This window comes from Paenibacillus sp. 01T443, from assembly GCF_056398325.1.
Genome location: NZ_JBFTPE010000012.1, coordinates 14,068 through 32,923, shown reverse-complemented (window position 1 = coordinate 32,923; position 18,856 = coordinate 14,068). Strand labels below are relative to the sequence as shown.

The window sequence follows — 18,856 nt, the reverse complement described above, 5'->3', positions numbered from 1 at the left end:
CGGGCGGATACATTAATGGCTAGTCAAAGGAAAGCTGCCGATAATCTCATACATGGGTGATGCATGCATATGAGTGCGCATGAGCACGAAATAATCAGCCACCCAATTGTACACGGCGGGAGCAGAAGGCAGCGCTTCTATGTACTTGCCTTCTCCGCCGCCGGCGAAACCTCTGGCAAGGGTGATATGAGGCGAATAGGGACGATCTTCCGGTTCGAAGCCCGCTTTGCGGGTTTCTGCAATGATCTTGCCGTAAAGCGCGGATAATCCTTCTAGATCTCCGGATACTGCACCCCAAAGCACGCGGGGAGATTTTGGGGGACCGAAGGTGCCTATTCCATCCAAAGCTAACGAAAGCGGCAGCGAACGGACTTCCTTCAATGACGACTGCAGCTCTTGATACTGGGCAGCAGTCGTTTCGCCCAGAAATTGAAGCGTAATGTGATAATCACGCGGGTGGGCCCATTTTCGAAAGGGGAGCTTGTCCTTATGGTCTAAAGTCCATCTCTCCAGCTCCTCTGCAATGGGGCGAGGGACGGGGATGGCGACGAACAAGCGCATCGTATTTCCATTTAATGATTGTTCCTTCATAGGAAGAACCTCCGTTCTTTTTCACAGATTCGCAGACAATATAGCTTTAGCACAAAGCAGAATCTTATGCGATCCGCTGTGAATGCTCAAGTAAACCAGATGTCGCGGAACCTGACCCAGCCCAGCGATTCAAGCGAAATCCCTCGTACCGAAGGGTGGAAAGCGGTTTTTAAATGCTTGCGGTAAAGGAAAATCAGGCTGTTCTTTGCTTTGAGCTCCGCTTCAATATCTTTGAATATGGCTGCCCGCAGCGTTCGGTCGGGCTCGCTCAAAATCGATTGAATGCTGCGCTCCAGCATATCATGCACCTCTGGCAGCGCATGCTGCTGCATGCTTTTGTACAAGTCGATAAGCCTGAGCTCGCGGTGCTCATCCAGCATGACGGCGAAGAGCAGCAGATCGGCCGACATGCGCGCGGTCCCCTTGAATTGCTCGGCAGGGATAAGGCTGATTTGCAGCGCAATGCCGGATCTCTCACATACCTGCCGGATCATTTCCGCGTCGGATGCGTACTGCGGAATCGTAGCCAGTACAAGGGTTTCCCCTTGATAACCGGAGCGTGCAAGGCTGTTTTTGATGGCGGCCCAATCCGGCTCAGCTGCCTCATCCTGCTGTGTAGCCTCCAAATCCGGCCAAAAGCTGTTCACGCCTTCTATAACATCCCCAGACAGCAGCTTCAGAAGCTCCGTCCGCTCGATAGCGAAATCAATGGCCGCTCGAATGGATGGATTTCCTAGCAGCCCTTCCTTTAGTTCGTTTACCGTAATGAACTTGCAAGTCATGCCTGATTGCCGGACCTGCTGCCACCGTTCGGCTGCCATATCGGAGAGTCTCGCATTATGCATAATCTGGAACGATTGCAGCTCTGCTTGATTCTCCTGCGTTGCCTCCTCCGCGAGCGTCCATACCTCGACCCGGTCCAGAAAGGCCCTGCCCTGAAAATAAGGCGCAAAAGCCTCCAAAATCCAAACCCCTTGCTCATTGCCGCCGAATCGAAACGGCCCGGTGCCGATTGGCTTCGTGCCAAAAAGCGCACCTGCCGCAGCGCAAGCATCTTGCGGGACGATGGAGGCGCGATTCGTCGTAAGAAAAGCGAGGAACGCTTCGTTAGGCTCGGATAATTGAATGCGGATGGTGGTGTCATCGGGTGTATCCATCGCGATGATAGCGGAGTACACCCAGCTGTAGAGCCCTTGCGGCGCGAGCCGTTTGAGCCGCTCCAACGAATATTTGACGTCGGAGGAATCCAGCTCTCGTCCATGATGAAAGAGAACGCCTTTACGTAAATAAAACGTCCAGCGCGTACGCGATTCATCAACCTCCCACGCATGCGCAAGCTGCGGCAAAATCTGCTCGCCCCTCGGGTCGATGCGGACGAGCCCGTCGAAGAGCTGATTGACGAGATGAGACTCCCCCGTATAATGAATCGCTGCCGGATCGAGCGAGTAGATCGTCTGCGGAAGCGGAAACCGCAAAATATCGGTGCGCCGTTTGCCCTGCACCTCGGAATGAAAGCCGAATTGGCCGGAGAGCCAGTCCTGAAATTGATCGCGCAGCTGAGGAGACTCTTCGATCTGCTGCAGCAGCTCAAGCGCGGAATGCAGATCCTGCCTTTGCATCATTTCCTGTGCTTCCTGCAGCGCGATCTGCTCCTTGCTCACAAGGAAAGAGAGCGCGGAGCGATTACCGCGCCCTCGCTTCGGTTCCCAGATCAGCCATTCTTCTTGCTGCATTCGCTTAAGCAGAAGTACCATATTCCGATGTGTGCAATCCAGCAAATCTGCAAGCTCCTGCGTGGTCACTTCAAAGGGGATATTCTCTTGAATACTCGGGTAAGAGCGCCTAAGCGCTAAATAATGCCGACGTATTTTCATGCAAAAGACTCCTTTTGTAAAACATGAAATTTTCCAATTATAACTTACACTTTTTGTTCTTGTTTTCTAGGTTACAATAAAAGGAGGAAATTAACAAATTAAGTTTGAAAATGGAGTGTGTAACATGGGAGATCCGGCGCCATGGCAAAAAAGGTATGAAAAAATGTTTATCCTTGCCCTTTTGTTCGGTCTAGTTAGTCAGTATTTGTTTGTAGGCGCGTCTGCCGGCATTTCGGTTATGGTGTTCGTGCTTGGTTTTTACGGCTTGTTTTTCTATTCCATTAAGGGGAGAATGGGCGGATTTGAGAAATGGCAGGGGCAGGTAAGCTCGGGCTGGCTGCTGTTCATTCCTATTTTTCTGCTTACGCTAACCTATTCGTTATATAATAACCAGCTGTTTCGGCAGCTTAATCTATTCGCGTTGTTTGCTTTAATCGTTTCTCAAACGGTGCTTATGACGAGCAGCAGCGTGAAGCCCTGGTACAGGGGAGTTTTTTACACAGAGCTGTTATTTCTAGCCCTCATTAAGCCTTTTGCATTTATAGGCGTACCTTTCAGCCTGCTTAACGAGCGCTGGAAAGGGAAAGAGGATGGAGAAACCGGGACGAGAAGCAAGCTTCGCAAAATATCACTGGGGCTTTTGCTCTCGGCGCCCATCCTGATTGTCGTCATCGCTTTGCTGGCGTCAGCGGATGAAATTTTTCTGTCGTGGCTGCTAGAAATCCCAAATGTGATGGCACGGTTCTCCTTAGGAAACGGGCTCTGGCGGATTATCGTAGCTTTGTTTTTCGCTTTTTATGCTTTTTGCTACATATGGGGCTTGCTGTTCAATAAAGCCGCTTCCGCAGTTAATAAGGGAGCCGAAGATTCGACTTCGACGCAGGGCACAGGCGCAATTCAGCCAATCGGTCGAATTGAGCTTGATCCCATTACGGCAGGTACGCTGCTGATAAGCATAAATTTGGTTTACGTTCTTTTTGTTGTCATCCAGTTCTCGTATTTATTCGGTGCAGCGAACGGGCTGCTTCCGGATGGGGCTGCATATGCCGAATATGCGCGCAGAGGGTTTGCAGAGTTAATTATGGTTGCGCTCATCAATCTGGTATTGCTCATGTGCGGGCTGCATCTGATTCGGCGAACCGGCGCAGCGGCGGAGCGGATTCGCAAGCTGTCGCTTACCGTGCTGATTGGCTGTACGATCGTTATGCTTGTGTCGGCGTACAGCAGGCTCTCATTATATGAAGAAGCCTACGGATTCACGCAAACGAGATTGCTGGTGCACGGGTTTATGCTGTACCTGGGCGTACTGCTCGTCATTGCGATGATTCGGATATGGAAAGATCGTTTCTCTATGGGCAAGGCTTATATCTGCGTCTCCATCATTGCATTCGTCCTCATGAACTACGTCAACTTGGATGCCCGGATTGCCGCAAACAACAGCGAACGGTACGAGCGGACGCAGAAAATCGATGTCGCTTATCTCGGCACGTTATCAACGGATGCGATGCCGGCGCTGCGTAAGCTGCACGCGGAACATCCGAAGCTAGCAGGACTTCAAGAAGTGATTGAACAACTGCAGGATCAGGCGCACCGGCATACAAAGTGGCAATCCTGGAATTTATCGAAGCAGAGAGCGAAGTAAGATGATGAAGAGAGGTTATTCATTATGCTGTGGCAGCTTGCTGCCACTAAAAGTTTATTATATAAAATAGAATAGAAGCTTAATAGATGAACAGCAAGGAGCTATGAACTCATGCGTATGACCAAAAAACGACGGCTGATCCTTATACCGGTGATTATTTTAGCCGTTATTGCTTTTCTCTATTATGAGAACAACGCTATTGGCATTACGAGATATCAGCTGAGCTCGGATAAGCTGCCGGGCGGATTTGACTCCTACCGCATCGTACAGTTGACGGATTTGCACAGCAAGTCCTTCGGCAAGGAGCAGAGCGTAATTACAAGTAAGGTCAAAAAGCTGAAGCCAGATCTTATCGTAATGACCGGCGATTTGGTGGACAGCAGAAGATACAACGCGGAGATCAGCCTTACGCTCATGCGCAAAATGACCGAGCTTGCGCCTGTGTATTACGTGACAGGAAATCATGAATGGGGCTCCAGGTTTCCGGCATTAGCGAAAGGGCTCAAGGAGCTAGGCGTCCATATCATGCGCAACACAAGCGAGCTCGTGAAGCTCGGAGACGGGGAAATTCGCATCACAGGCGTAGATGATCCGACCTTTAATCATGAGGCAGATGGGGATGTAGAAAGAATAAATGAGCATATTGCGGCAGCTCTTGACGGAACGGACCGATCCAAAGAGCGGTACACGATTTTATTGTCCCATCGTCCAGAGCTATTTTCGGAATATGTGCGTAACCAATTCGATTTGACCTTCTCCGGCCATGCCCACGGCGGACAGGTTCGCCTGCCGTTCTTCGGGGGATTGGTTGCGCCGGGCCAAGGCTTCCTGCCGAGATATGACGGTGGCAAATATAAAGAGGGTGAAACCACGATGATCGTTAGCCGCGGACTCGGCAACAGTATCATTCCGCAGCGTTTGTTTAACCGGCCGGAGGTCGTGCTGGTTGAGCTCACAGCTGAGAGCAGCGCTGCTTCTATTACCCAATAGATTGGTTTTAACTTGTCCGATGTGTTAAGATTTAGTCCTATATCGAAAGAGGACGTGAATGACAGTGATCAATATTACGATTCCGGAACCGGATGTAACCATTACCAAGCAGAGAAATCCCCAGCTAAGCCATATTTATGGTTTTACTGATTTTATCCTGATTTCCAGAGATAAGGGCGGTTTCTTTATGTTTTACAATGACAAGGACGAACTGCTCTTTGTCGGCAAAGCGAGAAAGCTGAGACCAAGAATCAAGAAGCATTTTGAGGACAGCGTTTCGGTCATGAAGAACTACCGGGATGAGGTTGCCAAAATTGAGATTTATCTCAATGAGGATCCTGTCGAACGGGAGATTTACGAAACCTACATCATCAATAAATTCAGAGCGAAGTACAATGTGGAAAAGGTTTTATACAAATAACAAACAGTGGCAAAACAGAACATTCGTTGAGCGGTGAGGAAGCCTAGTGCTAAATTACCGCTCAACGAATGTTTTTTTTCGTTATTTTGCATCAGATGATTTCATATTCAACAATCCTTTGGTTGTGATATATTTTTTGGGTAAGCGGTGGCTAAGGAGGTGCAGGGATGAACAACAGATTGGTTATTTTTATTCTCATTCTGGCCGGTGCCATGCTCCTGAACGGATGTACGGCAAAGATCGTTGATACGAATACGGAACAAAAAATATCTGAGCTGGAGAACCCTGACCCATCATACATAAAAGAAGAAATAAAAACAGACGGCATGCTGGCCGATATCGATTATGGCGGGCAGCATCCTTTTAGCATGGGAAATGAAGTATGGGTGGATACGGAGTATTACGTCAGCAATGAGATTTCTCGCGGAGATATCGTCGTGTTCAAAACAAAAAACAAAATCGGTTTTCCTTCCGATATCGCTAGGATCGTAGGTTTGCCAGGTGAAACCGTCCAGGTCAAAAAAGGAACGGTGTATATTGACGGGAAAAAGCTGGACGCCTTCTATGGAGAGGATTCCACTTCCGTGAAAAATGATTCTATGGCTAAGCCGTTACACTTAAGCGATGAGGAGTACTTTATTTTGGCGGATGTGCGCTGGAGAGGGTTTAATGACAGTCAATCGGAGTCGGCTGCATTTGTTAAAGATGAAATCGTCGGAAAAGTAATTGGCTACGAGAAAAAGTGAATAGGATGTGATTGGAATCGAGCATCTTTATGGGGACTATTTCATTAGCGATAATAAAGAACTTTTAAAGCTGGATTCGATATCCGCTTTTCTTTCCCGCAGCTATTGGGCCAACCAAAGATCTGTAGAGACCATAGTTAAGTCCATTAATCATTCGGTTACCTATGGTGTTTATCATGGGGATAAGCAGATTGGCTATGCCCGTGTCGTAACGGATTGGGCAACGGTTTATTACTTATGCGATGTTTTTATAGATGAGGAATATCGGGGCACAGGCGTCGGGAAGAAGTTAATCCAATTAATAACCGAAGAATATGAAGGGATTTTGGGCTTGCTCGGCACGCTGGATGCTCACGGCTTGTATGAAAAATACGGATTTAAGCATAATGCGGAGCGTTTTATGGTAAGAAGGCCGAGTGGTATCAGCCGGAAATCATAAACAGTGAGCCTATTAAGACAAAAAAGCCGCGGCCTATTCCAATTTGGTAAGGCTGCGGCTTTATTGCTGTGCTATTGATTTTTGTTCAGTGTACGTTAGGGCAACCAAGCAAGTTCATAGAAGATCATAGGACCGGTGTGTTTTTGCGTCTCGGGACCTGCGGCCTTCGACTCATTTTTGGCGATTTACACGAACTTATCACGACGAAAACATTTTCATAGATTTTAACGACTAAGATGGAATGGTGGTGAACAACTTTTTCGGGAGGTATTCATTTGAGCAGCGGTAATGAACAGAAGGGCATGAATCGGAAGGAATTTTTGAAAATCGGCGGTTTGAGCGCGCTGGCACTAACGGCTGGGGCGGCAGGAGTTCCAGGGGATCTATTTTCCGGAACGGTTTTCGCGAAAGAGAATGACAAACCGAATGCTAAGCCGAATGGGGAAGCCAAGCTTCATTTTAATTCTGACGGCACGTTCAAAATTGTTCAGTTCAACGACACGCAGGACGACGAGGATATTGACCCGCGTACGGTGCAGCTTATGGAACGGGTGCTGGATGAGGAAAAACCGGGGTTTGTCGTTTTAAACGGGGATAACATTACCGGCGGAACCGATACACCAGCCGAAGTAAAGAAAGCTATTAATAATATAGCGGTGCCAATGGAGGAACGCGGAATCCCTTGGGCAATCACCTTTGGTAACCATGATGAGGATTCCACGCCAAACAGCGGCATAAATGAAGAAGCGATGCTTCAAATTTACCGCGCCTATAAATACAATCGGAATGAGATCGGTGAGAAAGGCCTCACCGGTACGGGCAATATGAATCTGCTGATCGGCGGACATGGCAGTAAAAACCCCGTATTTAACATGTGGCTGCTGGACAGCGGCCGATACGCGCCGAAGGAGATTGCCGGTCAAGATTTTGAAGGATATCCAACCTGGGATTGGCTGAAACAAAACCAAGTCAACTGGTACTACGAAACGTCCGAGGCACTCGAGAAGCAGTACGGCCGGAAAATTCCGTCACTCATGTTCATCCATATCCCGCTGTGGGAATACCGTTTTATGTGGTTCGCCAGCGTAGATGGCAGAACGGAAGCCGATCATGCCAGAGCCGTAGCCAAGCATGGCATCGTAGGCGAGCGGAACGAGGAGGAATGCCCGGGCCCGATTAACAGCGGCATGTTCTCCGCGATTCTCGAACGCGGCGACGTCAAAGGCGTATTTTGCGGACATGACCATGTTAACACGTATTACGGCAATTATTACGGCGTTATGCTCGGTTACTGCGGAAGTACAGGTTTCGGTGCTTACGGACTTGAAGGGGCTGAGCGCAATAGACTGCGCGGTGCCCGGGTGTACAATTTGCAGGCTGCCGGTAACGATGTCAAGGTCGATACCCATTTGGTATTCGCGAAAGATTACGGCATTGATTTAACAGCGAATTAATACATGCATCGAATCTAGGGACTGCTTAACTCGATCGAGACAATAAATAAAAACCCGCCGGAGCATCGGCGGGTCTTTTTATTTATTGCGCGGGTATATAGATATCAATTTGGCCTTCTTCACTTTCAAGCGTATGAATATCGTTCCAATATTCGATATCAATCGGTCTGCCGCCATACGTATTATTTATAAAATCATAAGTAGCAGCAATCTGTGATTCTAAGCCTTTATGTACAATTTTGATGAAACGGCCGGATGGTACGGTATGAGTGATCATGCCAGTAGGAATTTTATCAATCGAGGACACTTCGAAGGCGATTACATGCTGATAGGGCACATCGGGAGTCCATTGGCCGTCTTGCGGATAAATTTGAATTAAATAAATGCCTGTTCCTATTCTATTTTCAATTTCAGTCATTCGCTGCTCCAAGCCTTCGCGTAAAGCTCCTACGATTTTCGATTGCAAAACATGGTTTAAGCTTTCAGTTATCGAAAAACCAATCAGCTTGAGCTCTTCTCTTTCCATTACATCGGTTTGGTAAGCATTCAACTTTATACGCCTCCTTGTTATATGGAAAATATACCCATGTTTATAATAGCGAATATATGTTCGCTTGTAAAGAAATGATTTTTTAAATATTTCGCATGCCTTTGGAACCCTGACATAATGCTGTCAGGGTGGATGTTTTATTATAAGAAATGTAGAGAAGAACAACGAAGCAACCCAAAATCGAGGAGGCTATTTAAATGAAAACCTTTAAAACAATCCCATCCGCTAACGCTATAGATACAGAAATCCGCCCCTTTCGCATCGACATTCCTCAGACGGAGCTAGATGACCTGCAATATCGCTTAACGCATACCCGCTGGCCGGATGCGTTACAGGAAGCTGGCTGGAAATACGGGACATCTTCCGCATATGTGAAAGAGCTGACTAACTATTGGATAAACGAATATGACTGGCGCAAGCATGAAGCTCGCTTGAATGAATTCCCGCAGTTTGCTACGACCATTGACGGAGCTAATATTCATTTCATGCATGTTCGTTCACCTGAGCCTGATGCTTTTCCGCTTTTACTTACGCATGGCTGGCCGAGCTCGATCGTAGAGTTCTGGGATCTCATTGGTCCGCTTACCGATCCGCGCGCTCACGGAGGCGATCCGGCAAACGCCTTTAGTCTCGTCATTCCTTCTGTTCCGGGCTTCGGGTTCTCAGGCTCAGCGCTTGAGCCGGGCTGGAATATTAGCCGCATCGCTAAAGCTTGGGCAGAACTTATGAGCCGACTAGGCTATGACAAATACGGCGCCCACGGCAGCGATTGCGGCGCCCTGGTATCCCGTGAGATGGGCATTCAAAAGCCGGAGGGGCTTCTCGCCATTCAAGTACTGCAATTGTTCTCCTTCCCATCCGGCGATCCGGCAGAAATGGCAGACCTGTCTGAAGATGATCAAAGCCGTCTACAATTTCTAGCTAATTTCCATGAGCGCGCGGGCTTCAACGCCATACAGCAAACGCGTCCGCAGACGCTCTCTTACGGTCTTGCTGATTCCCCGACAGGCCAGCTCGCTTGGATTGCCGAGCTGTTTAATGGTTTTGGCGACCATATCGATCATATCGACCGTGATGCTCTGCTCACGAATGTGATGATTTACTGGCTGACCAATACGGCAGAATCATCTGCCCGCCTCTATTATGAGAATGTCCATAATCAGGAGCAAGCTTCGCAAGACGTGAATGGGACGGCGACGGGAGTAGCGGTGTTTGGCCATGATTTTAAATCCATGAAGCGTTTTGCCAATCGTGATAACACGAATATTGTGCAGTGGTCGGAGTTTGAGCGAGGCACCCATTTTGCTGCTTTGGACGCGCCGGATCTACTTGCTTCCGAGCTGCAAGCTTTCTTCCGCCGCTTCCGATAAGAATCAGCGAAAAAGGATTCAGACAGCTAAGCGTAGAAAGTATTGGAACAAAGAGCAGAATATTTTGGCAGGGAGGAACCTCGAGTGAAGCTGGATCGGCTGCTTTCCATTACCATGACATTACTGAATCAACCCCGCGTCAGTGCGACCGAGCTGGCTGAGCGCTTCGAGGTTTCCCTGCGAACCATCTATCGGGATATGGAATCGATCAACCAAGCAGGCATTCCGATCGTTTCGTTTCCCGGCTCAGACGGAGGGTATGAGATTATGTCGGGCTACCGCATAGACAAACAAATCTTGTCCCTTGATGATTTTTCATCCATTATTACAGCGCTGAGGGGAGCACAATCGGCTACGGACAGCTCGGATATTAATGGGCTGCTGGAGCGAATAGGCGCTTTAATGCCAGCTTCGTCAAGTACAAACGGCACGGGGAATGTGGATTTGGACTTTACTCCTGTTCCTAATGACAAGGAAAAGATTGAACCGCTGCAAAAGGCGATTAAGGAACTGTATTTGGTTCGCTTTGACTATCTAGACAACAAGGGAAATGAAACAGAGCGGATGATTGAGCCGATGGGGCTTTTTCTAAAAGGTTATGTATGGTATCTATACGGCTATTGCCTTACTCGGTCCGACATTCGCGTGTTCAGGCTCTCGCGTATGCTCAATCTGGGCAGCTTGCCTCATACGTTTGTTAGACGCCCCTACACGCTTCAGGATGTCGAACAGCAGTTCATGGGGAAGGCTAATTTTACAAAGGTGAGGGCAGTGCTGCGTTTTGATCCAGAGGTGAAGACAAGGGTAAGAGATGAATTCGGCTATGACAAAGTGATTGATAATCCGGATGGCACCATGTCGGTCATCACTCATTATTCCTCTACGGAGCGGGCGGTTCGGAATATTTTAAGCTATAGCAGCTTTGTCACGGTTATAGAGCCTTCCGATTTAATTGAAGAGCTGACCCGTCATATTAAAAATATGGCTAGGCTCTACGGCATAAAGTAACCGTCCATTTGGACAAAAAGAGACCCACAGCATTCGGTGCTGTGGGTCTTCATTATATATATTACAAAAGGGGGTTGTTTTTATTATAGGCGGTCTTCATTAAAACGAGATGAAAATTAGATTTCATGTTTATTACAAATGATTGGAAATACCTGTAAAATTCGCATGCATATCACGAAGAGGCGCGGAATAGACTTGTTAAAAGCAGAAAACTTGTCCGAACACGCTTATCAGAGAGGATGAAGGATGACGATATGAAAAATACACAATCGGGAATTGCGATTTTGGGAATAGGCACCGCGGTGCCGCCTTATTTGGTCGATCAAGCCGATACGGCGCGGAGGCTGGTCGATGCGCTGAGTGATAAGCCGGATTCCGCCCGCTGGGGCAGAAGGATTTTTAAGCAATGCGGCGTGCAAAGCCGCTATACCTGTGAGCCGAACCTGCTGGCGGAAGCCGCCGAATGCCGCTATCTGCCAAGCGCTTCGGCCGAGGCAGCTCCTTCGACGGCCGAACGAATGGGCGTCTATAAGCGGGAATCCGTTCCGCTCGGTCTGCATGCGGCGAGACAAGCTTTGTCTGATGGCGAGGTTGAGCCGGCTGACGTGACGCATCTCATAACGGTCAGCTGCACGGGACAGTTTTTGCCTGGAATGGATGCAGCGATTATCCGCGAATTGGGGTTATCGCCTGTGATAACGCGTATTCCGCTTAACTTTCTCGGCTGCGCTGCCGGTCTCAAAGCCATCGGCTTATCCCGCCAAATCGTGGCAAACGACAGCGCCGCCCATGTATTAATTGTTTGCGTCGAGCTGTGTACGCTGCATATCCAGCCTTCAGGCGACAGAGAGTCGTTATTTGCCGCCTCCTTCTTTGGAGACGGGGCATCTGCCTGTGTCATAGGAGCGTCCAAGCCTTTCCATAAGCCTATGTTCACCCTCGGGCAGGAACGGTCTGTCCTGCTGCCTGATTGTGCCGAAGAGATGGTATGGGAGGTAGGCAATCATGGCTTTGACCTCTATCTATCCCAGAATATTCCGAAGCTGATCGGCGATTTCATTCCTGCCGAGGTGGAGCGGCTATGCAGCGAGGAAGATTTAGAGCTGTGGGCGATCCATCCGGGCGGTAAGGGCATTATTGATATTTTGCAAAAAAAATTCGGGCTTACGGATGAGCAAACGGCGCACAGCCTTGGGGTGCTGCGCGATTATGGCAACGTATCCTCGGCAACGATTCTTTTTGTGCTACACGCCATGAGGCTTCATCTTGAGGAGACAGGCTCAGGACCGGCAAGCGGCATCGCTTTGGCATTTGGTCCAGGCCTCACGGCGGAGATGATCAAGATTGCTTACGTCCCCGCCGTTCTTGAGAAAGGGCAGGAGCAGGCTGCGGATGGGGCGTATGTCTAGCGGGCTGCGTAATAGGGCAGCGGACGCGGAATTAATGGATGATTTTTCAGAAGGAGGCCCAGAGCTTCGGGAAGCGCTGCGGCATCTTCGCCGGCTAAATCGAATATTTGCAGCTTCTGCACCGACGGTGCATGGCGTAAAAAAGTTATGGATACAAGCGGGTAAGCCGGGAGGCTTAACCATCTTGGATATCGGCGCCGGCTCCGGCGATGTGAACAAGCAGCTGTTAAAGTGGGCGGATGAGCAGCGGATTGAGCTCACGATTCGGCTCGTGGATGTAACCGAAGAGGCTTGCGAGGAAGCGAGGCTCATTTTTCAGGATGAGCCGCGAGTACAGGTAAAGCAGGGAGACTTGTTTGCTATGCCAGGGGAAAGTTCGGATATCGTGACAGGAACACAGTTTCTCCATCATTTTGACGAAGCGGAGCTGCCGATTGCCGTCCGAAGCATGTTGAATGCTTCGAGGCTGGGCGTTGTCATTAATGATATCCACCGCCACTGGATCGCGTGGGCGGCAGTATGGCTGACGACTCGGCTAATTTCTTCCAATCGTTATATTCTAAACGACGGCCCGCTTTCGGTGGCCAAAGGCTTTCGCGCGCAGGATTGGCAGAAACTTGGCCGTACGCTCGGAATTCCCGATCTTTCTTACAAGTGGAGACCTTTGTTTCGTTATGCAGTCGTCATTAGCAAGGAGCAGGCAAACAGAGCCGATGGAGTTGAGCGGAATGTCAACGATTCATGACGCAGCTGTACTCGGCGCGGGCCTGGCTGGGAGCAGCATAGCGAAGTCGCTCGCTGATAAGGGATGGGACACGCTGCTGCTTGACCGTCAGCATTTCCCAAGGCATAAAGTATGCGGCGAGTTTCTGTCTCCGGAGTCACAAAGCACGCTGCAAGCGCTGGGCTTAAGCGACTCTATTAAGGCATTGGGGCCGAGCAGAATAGAGCGGATACGGTTAATTTTTGAAAATGGGGCCGAGGTGGAAATACCGCTGCCCGGGAAAGCGTCGGGACTGAGCCGCTTCGCCCTGGATTCCGCTATTCACTTGGCTGCCCAGCAAGCAGGCGCGAGGCTGGAAACGGGGACAACGGTAACGGCAGTTCGTCCCGCAAAGCATGGATTTAGCATCGATATCAAGAAGAATGGGCAGATTGGCACGGTTGAGGCAAGGACTGTTATTGCTGCATGGGGAGCGAGCCAGCGGGCGGGACTGCCTGGCTATCGGCAAGTAGAATCGGCCAAGCCTTCATACATGGGGGTGAAAACCCATTTTCAGGGTTTGGTTATGGAGCCTGTCATTGAGCTGTATTTTTTTCGGGGCGGATATTTAGGGTTATGTCCGATCGAAGGAGGGCTGGTAAATGCGTCGGCGCTGCTGCAACGGGATGCTTTTGTCAATGCGGGCAAAACGATTCTAACGATTATTCAAGYCGCGGCGAGGCGTAACCCGAAGCTGCAGCGGAAGCTGGTGCATGCGCAGCCTGTATCCGGGTCACAGGCAGCTGTCTCGCCGATCTATTTGAACCGCAAGCCGCTGTCATGGGATCAGCTGCCGCTGCTCGGCGATGCGGCTTCGATGATTCCGCCGCTTTGCGGCGATGGAATGTCGATGGCGCTGCGGTCGGCTGTCCTATGTGCGCCGCTTGGGGACCGCTTCCTGCGCGGTGAGCTGTCTATGTCTGGGTGGCAGCAGGCTTACACGAAGCTCGTTAATCGGGAGTTTGCTGGTGTGCTGCGCTGGGGCGGTCTTCTGCAATGGCTGTTCAGCATGCCGAATGCAGAAAGCTGGATGCCGCATGCCGCAAGGCTTTCTCCCGGAATAGCGCAGGCGCTTGTACGGGCAACCAGACTAAAACCATACCGACTATAAAGGGATATGATTAACGCCGGAAGGAGCAGGTTTATGGGGATGCATCGCTTAGCGCTACTTTCCTTCCGGTTTCCGAGGTTGTTCATTTTCATCTGGGCGGCCGTACTTTTGTTCATGGGCACTTTTGCATTGAAGCTGGATGCTGTCGTTAAGGATCACGGCTTATATCCGCAGGATGGCTCCTATGCGCAGGTGCAGCAGGTGCTGGCAGCTGACTTCAAAATCCCCAATGCTCCAGTCCTRCTGCTCTTCGAGAAGGAAAACGGCATTTCCAAGTCTCGTTTTCTTCGGTTTATCGAGCAAGCGCTGCTGCGGGTTGAAGGGCTTGAAGGGTTAAAGGAGCTGGTGTCTCCGCTAGAGCAGCACGGGATGCTGGAAGAAAACCATGCGTACGCGCTCCTTTCTTTCTCATATCCTGCTTATCGGATGAATGCCGCACTGAAGCAGCTGGAGGAGCGTCTGCCGACATATAGCGGAATTTCAGTCAAGATTACCGGAAAGTCCGTCATCCAAGCGGATGTGAATGAAGCAAGCCATAAAGACCTGGCTAAAGCTGAGCTTGTCGGCATACCGCTGGCATTTCTGGTTTTGTGGTTCGTATTTCGAAGAATCGCGACAGCGCTGCTCCCTATTGCGATTGGAGTGACGGGTGTGCCCATTGCGATGGGGCTCCTATACGGAATGGGTACGAAGCTGGCATTATCTAACTTTGTCTTAAATGTCATTCCGATGGTAGGTCTCGCTTTGAGCATTGATTTTGCGCTTATGCTTGTCAGCCGGTTCCGCTCGGAGCTGCAAGGAAACGCTGCCCCGGTCGAGGCGCTAACGGTAACGATGAAGACTGCGGGAAGGGCGGTTTTCGTATCGGCGGTCAGCGTGTTATTGGGTCTGCTTAGCTTCATCTGGATTCCGCTGCCGATGTTTTCTTCCATTGCGCTCAGTGCGATGACCGTGGTTGCCGTATCTCTGCTGCTGGCATTTTCACTGCTGCCGGCTCTTTTTGCCGTATGCCTGCCCGCTTTGTATAAAGTAAATAGAAGCAAGAAAAAATCCATCCAAATTGGATTTTGGGAGGGGTTTGCACGCTTTGTCATGAAACGGCCAGCTGTTACGGGCTTGTTTGCAGTAGGCTTGCTTATGCTATGCTTACTGCCTTTGAGCAGCATGAATGCCTCTATTCCTAATGAGACCTCTTTGCCTCAAAGCTACGAATCACGGTTGGCCGCGGAAGCCTACGCGGCCATCTTTGAGCAGCCGTCCCATTCGAAGGTTTGGGTTGTCGTCGAGGGAGACGCTATGTTTCTGAAACAATCGGATTGGACGGAAGCCTTTGCCCTAACGGAAAGATTTCAGCGTGACCCGGAAGTGCTAAAGGTCAACTCCGTATTCTCGGAGCTTAAGCTCTCCCCGGAGCAGTTATCGACAATTGTCCAGAGGCCGCTGCAGAAGAGGAAATACGATGCGGAGCTCCAGCCTTTTCTTAGCGGGAACCTGCTGCTGATGCAGGTTGTCCTTGCGGACGAGCCGTCCTCGGATGCAGCCATGAAGTGGGTGAGGGAATGGGAGCAAAGAGCGCCGTCATCACCGCTGGATTTTACGCTGGGCGGCGAAGCGAAATACCAGCAGGAGGTTAACGACCTTGTTTTTGGCAGCTTGGGCAGCGTACTTCTATTTTTGCTGCTTTCAAATTTCATTGTCCTTTTCTTCGCCTTTCGTTCCGTGTTGATTGCGGTTAAGACGGTTCTGCTGAATCTTCTAAGCATAGGGGCTTCCTTCGGTATATTGACGTGGATTTTCACCGATGGACGATGGGGGATGGAGCCGAGCAGTATCGCGATTATGATTCCGGTGTTTATTTTTGGCCTAGTATTTGGCATCAGTATGGATTACGGCGTGTTCCTCTTCTCGCGGATTAGAGAGGAATATGACAGAACGGGCAATAATGAACAGGCTGTTCGTAAGGGACTGGCTTCCGTAAGCAGCATTATTACAGCAGCCGCAGCCATCATGATAGCCGTTACCGCGCCCTTCGCATTCGGTGAGGTAGTTGGGGTGAAGCAGCTGGGTATCGGCATAGCAGCTGCTATCTTCATTGATGCGACCATTGTCCGAATGGTACTCGTGCCGTCCTTAATGATGCTGTTCGGAAAATGGAACTGGTGGGCGCCGGGGTGGTTGAAGTAGCAGCCTAGTGAAACATATAGGAAGAAACACCGTCTAATAGGTTATCTAACCTTAAGGCGGTGTTATTTTGCTCGTAGTCAGGTACTCGATCTTGTGGATTCCCTTTATCCTTTTATTTACTGCTGCGGCATGGGGCTTGGAATTATGGGAGGGCAATAAAATAACGACAACCGAATATTACGGCCTCCGCAATTTAGGCTTTGCTTTCATTGCTATGATGTTTCTAGGCGCAGCTGCTGTATACCCCATTGCGGTGGCGCCTTTTTCAATGCTTGTTTATAAATTTGTATCCTCTTTACTTGTCCGCATTTTTATTTATTCCGTTGCTGGGGGAGCGAGCGGCATTTGGATTTTCGACCGTCTATATGATGATTACTTCGTCCGGGGGTACGGTCTTCAACTAAGCAGTTCAGTCCTGATCTTCGCGTCGGCCGGACTGCTCTATGCTCTGATTGATCATTTCTTTGATGTGAAAAAGGAGGCGGGCCGATGGAGAATAGGACGAGGGTAAAAAGCGTTATCATTGGAATAGCGATTGCTTTGGTGCTATCATGCGCCTACATTTATGCATCGAAAAACGAAAAAAGCCTTGAAACATCCAAAGAAGGCGATATTACTACCGAGGATCCAGGCATGGCTCTCTCGAATGTCAATCAACTAGACCGCTTTATCGATGATATAAATGCTAAGAGGGAGAGCGAGTTAAGATTGCTATCCAACACGGACGAGGGTGATCTCCTTATTACGGAGCTAATCTATGACGGCCATAAAATCATTCATCGCTACGATAATTCACGAGACGACTTAGCGGGCGGTTTTAGGGGTGTGAGGGATACCGTTTGTACGGGATTCGGCAAAGAGGAAATAGAAACAGATATTCGCTATTATATCGAGGGCTGTAAATGGAAGGATGCAGGATCTGAGGGCACAGGGCAGAAATATTATTTATTAGCCTTCCCGAAGAGCTGAGTAGAGTCGTTCATGAAAGGGCTGAGCATGATGGCAATAAAAGCGATACTCTTTGATTTAGACGGTACATTGTTAGACAGGGATGCTTCACTTGCCTTATTTGTTAGCGATCAATATGAGCGGATTCCTCAGCTGCAAGCCGTAAGAAAAGAAATTTTTGTTCAGCGCTTTATCGAGCTCGATGATCACGGATATGTCTGGAAAGACAAGGTTTACCAGCAGCTTATCGAAGAGTTCTCTATTACGGGACTGGAATGGCAGACGCTTTTAAATGATTATTTGAATGGCTTCAAAAGGTTTTGCATCGGTTTTCCGAATCTAATGCGTATGCTTACAGAGCTAAAAAGCCGCGAGCTAAAGATCGCGCTAATCTCCAACGGCTATGGACAATTTCAATTTGATAATTTCGAGTCGCTGGGCATCAACCATTTATTTGACGAGGTGCTGATATCGGAGTGGGAGGAGCTGCGAAAGCCCGACCCGGCGATTTTTTTGCGGGCCCTATCCAGACTCGGAGTGGAAGCCGAAGAAGCTATTTTTGTTGGCGACCATCTAGATAATGACATCAAAGCCAGCCGTGCCGTAGGAATGAAAGCCGTATGGAAACGGAATTCGCCTATTGATTCTTTTGATGCTGCTGTAGCAGATGGAATCATCGATGATTTAGGAGAACTTGCTAAAATTGCGTTAAGCTAACCGGATACGTCAATCCATCCGTGGCAGCAAATAACCGATGAAGGAGAACGAAAATGAACGATCTCATGCAAATCCGTCAAATGATTCAATCGGATGTCGAATTGGTTTTTCAGGCTCTTGAGGCGCACGGAATTGGAAAACCGCTGGAGTACATAAAGCGCTGCTGGGAGCAGAACATAACCGGTGAGCGAATTACGCTAATCGCTTCATACGATAGCCAGTTTGCCGGTTGGCTGCATCTTTTATCCAATTCCAGCTATCCTTATTTTGCAGAGCAGGCGATACCCGAGATTAACAATTTCGATGTTGTGCCTACGCTTCGCCGGCGCGGTATCGGAAACGCGCTGATGGATGCCGTGGAACAAATTGCGTTGGATAAGCACGGAATTGTCGGAATCGGTGTGGGGCTGTTTTATGATTACGGCAACGCGCAGCGGCTCTATGCGAAAAGGGGCTACATACCAGACGGTAGAGGAGTTATGTATGAGGATAAGCAGGTCGAGCCCGGCAGCTATGTGCGGGTTGGTCATGATTTAGTTTTGTATTTGACGAAAGAGCGAGCGGGAAGTGACTAGGCCATTGAACCGGTATTTAAACAGGGAGAGAAAGGTGTGTTTATTTTTTATGCCGCTGCCGATG

19 protein-coding genes are annotated in these 18,856 nt (G+C 49.4%); 16 read left to right on the top strand and 3 right to left on the bottom strand.

Features of this window, described 5'->3' with window-relative positions; translation table 11 throughout:
• Positions 1-12: 12 nt before the first annotated feature.
• Positions 13-591 carry an RNA 2',3'-cyclic phosphodiesterase gene (thpR, locus tag AC1DLI_RS22565; RefSeq protein ID WP_477606650.1) on the bottom strand — a complete coding sequence of 193 codons (579 nt, stop codon included), beginning with the start codon at positions 589-591 and terminating at the stop codon, positions 13-15.
• A gap of 86 nt (positions 592-677) precedes the next feature.
• The gene (locus AC1DLI_RS22560; protein WP_477606648.1) at positions 678-2,465 is read right to left on the bottom strand and encodes an ABC transporter substrate-binding protein; all 1,788 of its coding nucleotides are present in this window, start codon (positions 2,463-2,465) and stop codon (positions 678-680) included.
• Between the two features lie 124 nt (positions 2,466-2,589).
• Between AC1DLI_RS22560 and AC1DLI_RS22555 the strand changes: the two genes are divergently transcribed.
• From AC1DLI_RS22555 to AC1DLI_RS22530, 6 genes are all read left to right on the top strand, one after another.
• A complete protein-coding gene (locus tag AC1DLI_RS22555) occupies positions 2,590-4,107 on the top strand; it encodes a DUF4153 domain-containing protein (RefSeq protein ID WP_477606646.1) in 1,518 nt (505 codons plus the stop codon).
• 117 nt (positions 4,108-4,224) lie between these two features.
• The gene (locus tag AC1DLI_RS22550) at positions 4,225-5,097 is read left to right on the top strand and encodes a metallophosphoesterase (RefSeq protein WP_477606854.1); all 873 of its coding nucleotides are present in this window, start codon (positions 4,225-4,227) and stop codon (positions 5,095-5,097) included.
• A gap of 64 nt (positions 5,098-5,161) precedes the next feature.
• Complete coding sequence (locus tag AC1DLI_RS22545; RefSeq protein WP_308995576.1) at positions 5,162-5,518, top strand: nucleotide excision repair endonuclease; 357 nt, start codon at positions 5,162-5,164, stop codon at positions 5,516-5,518.
• Between the two features lie 167 nt (positions 5,519-5,685).
• Positions 5,686-6,264 carry a signal peptidase I gene (lepB, locus tag AC1DLI_RS22540; protein WP_477606644.1) on the top strand — a complete coding sequence of 193 codons (579 nt, stop codon included), beginning with the start codon at positions 5,686-5,688 and terminating at the stop codon, positions 6,262-6,264.
• 16 nt (positions 6,265-6,280) lie between these two features.
• Positions 6,281-6,703, top strand: a complete 423-nt coding sequence (locus AC1DLI_RS22535; protein ID WP_477606852.1) for a GNAT family N-acetyltransferase — start codon at positions 6,281-6,283, stop codon at positions 6,701-6,703.
• A gap of 275 nt (positions 6,704-6,978) precedes the next feature.
• Positions 6,979-8,157 (top strand): metallophosphoesterase family protein, encoded by a 1,179-nt coding sequence (locus AC1DLI_RS22530; RefSeq protein ID WP_477606642.1) that lies wholly within the window; start codon positions 6,979-6,981, stop codon positions 8,155-8,157.
• An 82-nt stretch (positions 8,158-8,239) separates the two neighbouring features.
• Here AC1DLI_RS22530 and AC1DLI_RS22525 read toward each other — a convergent pair whose 3' ends face one another.
• Entirely contained in the window at positions 8,240-8,707 is a 468-nt protein-coding gene (locus tag AC1DLI_RS22525) for a GyrI-like domain-containing protein (RefSeq protein WP_477606640.1), read from the bottom strand.
• A gap of 197 nt (positions 8,708-8,904) precedes the next feature.
• On the opposite strand from AC1DLI_RS22525, the gene AC1DLI_RS22520 reads away from it, so the two are divergent.
• The 10 genes from AC1DLI_RS22520 to AC1DLI_RS22475 all read left to right on the top strand — a co-directional run bounded on the left by AC1DLI_RS22520 (position 8,905) and on the right by AC1DLI_RS22475 (position 18,792).
• On the top strand, positions 8,905-10,077 hold the full coding sequence (locus tag AC1DLI_RS22520; protein ID WP_477606638.1) for an epoxide hydrolase family protein: 1,173 nt from the start codon (positions 8,905-8,907) through the stop codon (positions 10,075-10,077).
• Positions 10,078-10,161: 84 nt separating this feature from the next.
• Positions 10,162-11,085 (top strand): helix-turn-helix transcriptional regulator, encoded by a 924-nt coding sequence (locus tag AC1DLI_RS22515; protein WP_477606636.1) that lies wholly within the window; start codon positions 10,162-10,164, stop codon positions 11,083-11,085.
• A 254-nt stretch (positions 11,086-11,339) separates the two neighbouring features.
• Positions 11,340-12,494: a type III polyketide synthase gene (locus tag AC1DLI_RS22510; protein ID WP_477606634.1), complete on the top strand. Its 1,155-nt coding sequence runs from the start codon at positions 11,340-11,342 to the stop codon at positions 12,492-12,494.
• Positions 12,487-13,239 carry a methyltransferase domain-containing protein gene (locus AC1DLI_RS22505; RefSeq protein ID WP_477606849.1) on the top strand — a complete coding sequence of 251 codons (753 nt, stop codon included), beginning with the start codon at positions 12,487-12,489 and terminating at the stop codon, positions 13,237-13,239. The genes AC1DLI_RS22510 and AC1DLI_RS22505 overlap by 8 nt, the downstream gene beginning before the upstream one ends.
• Positions 13,223-14,368, top strand: a complete 1,146-nt coding sequence (locus AC1DLI_RS22500) for an NAD(P)/FAD-dependent oxidoreductase (protein WP_477606632.1) — start codon at positions 13,223-13,225, stop codon at positions 14,366-14,368. Before AC1DLI_RS22505 ends, AC1DLI_RS22500 begins: the two co-directional genes overlap by 17 nt.
• Before the next feature lie 33 nt (positions 14,369-14,401).
• Positions 14,402-16,552, top strand: coding sequence for an MMPL family transporter (locus AC1DLI_RS22495; protein WP_477606630.1), 2,151 nt, complete (start codon positions 14,402-14,404; stop codon positions 16,550-16,552).
• Positions 16,553-16,619: 67 nt separating this feature from the next.
• Positions 16,620-17,063 (top strand): hypothetical protein, encoded by a 444-nt coding sequence (locus AC1DLI_RS22490; RefSeq protein WP_477606628.1) that lies wholly within the window; start codon positions 16,620-16,622, stop codon positions 17,061-17,063.
• On the top strand, positions 17,042-17,521 hold the full coding sequence (locus AC1DLI_RS22485; protein ID WP_477606626.1) for a DUF4362 domain-containing protein: 480 nt from the start codon (positions 17,042-17,044) through the stop codon (positions 17,519-17,521). Before AC1DLI_RS22490 ends, AC1DLI_RS22485 begins: the two co-directional genes overlap by 22 nt.
• 30 nt (positions 17,522-17,551) lie before the next feature.
• On the top strand, positions 17,552-18,217 hold the full coding sequence (locus AC1DLI_RS22480; protein WP_477606847.1) for an HAD family hydrolase: 666 nt from the start codon (positions 17,552-17,554) through the stop codon (positions 18,215-18,217).
• A 53-nt stretch (positions 18,218-18,270) separates the two neighbouring features.
• On the top strand, positions 18,271-18,792 hold the full coding sequence (locus AC1DLI_RS22475; RefSeq protein WP_477606624.1) for a GNAT family N-acetyltransferase: 522 nt from the start codon (positions 18,271-18,273) through the stop codon (positions 18,790-18,792).
• The last annotated feature ends 64 nt before the right edge of the window (positions 18,793-18,856 follow it).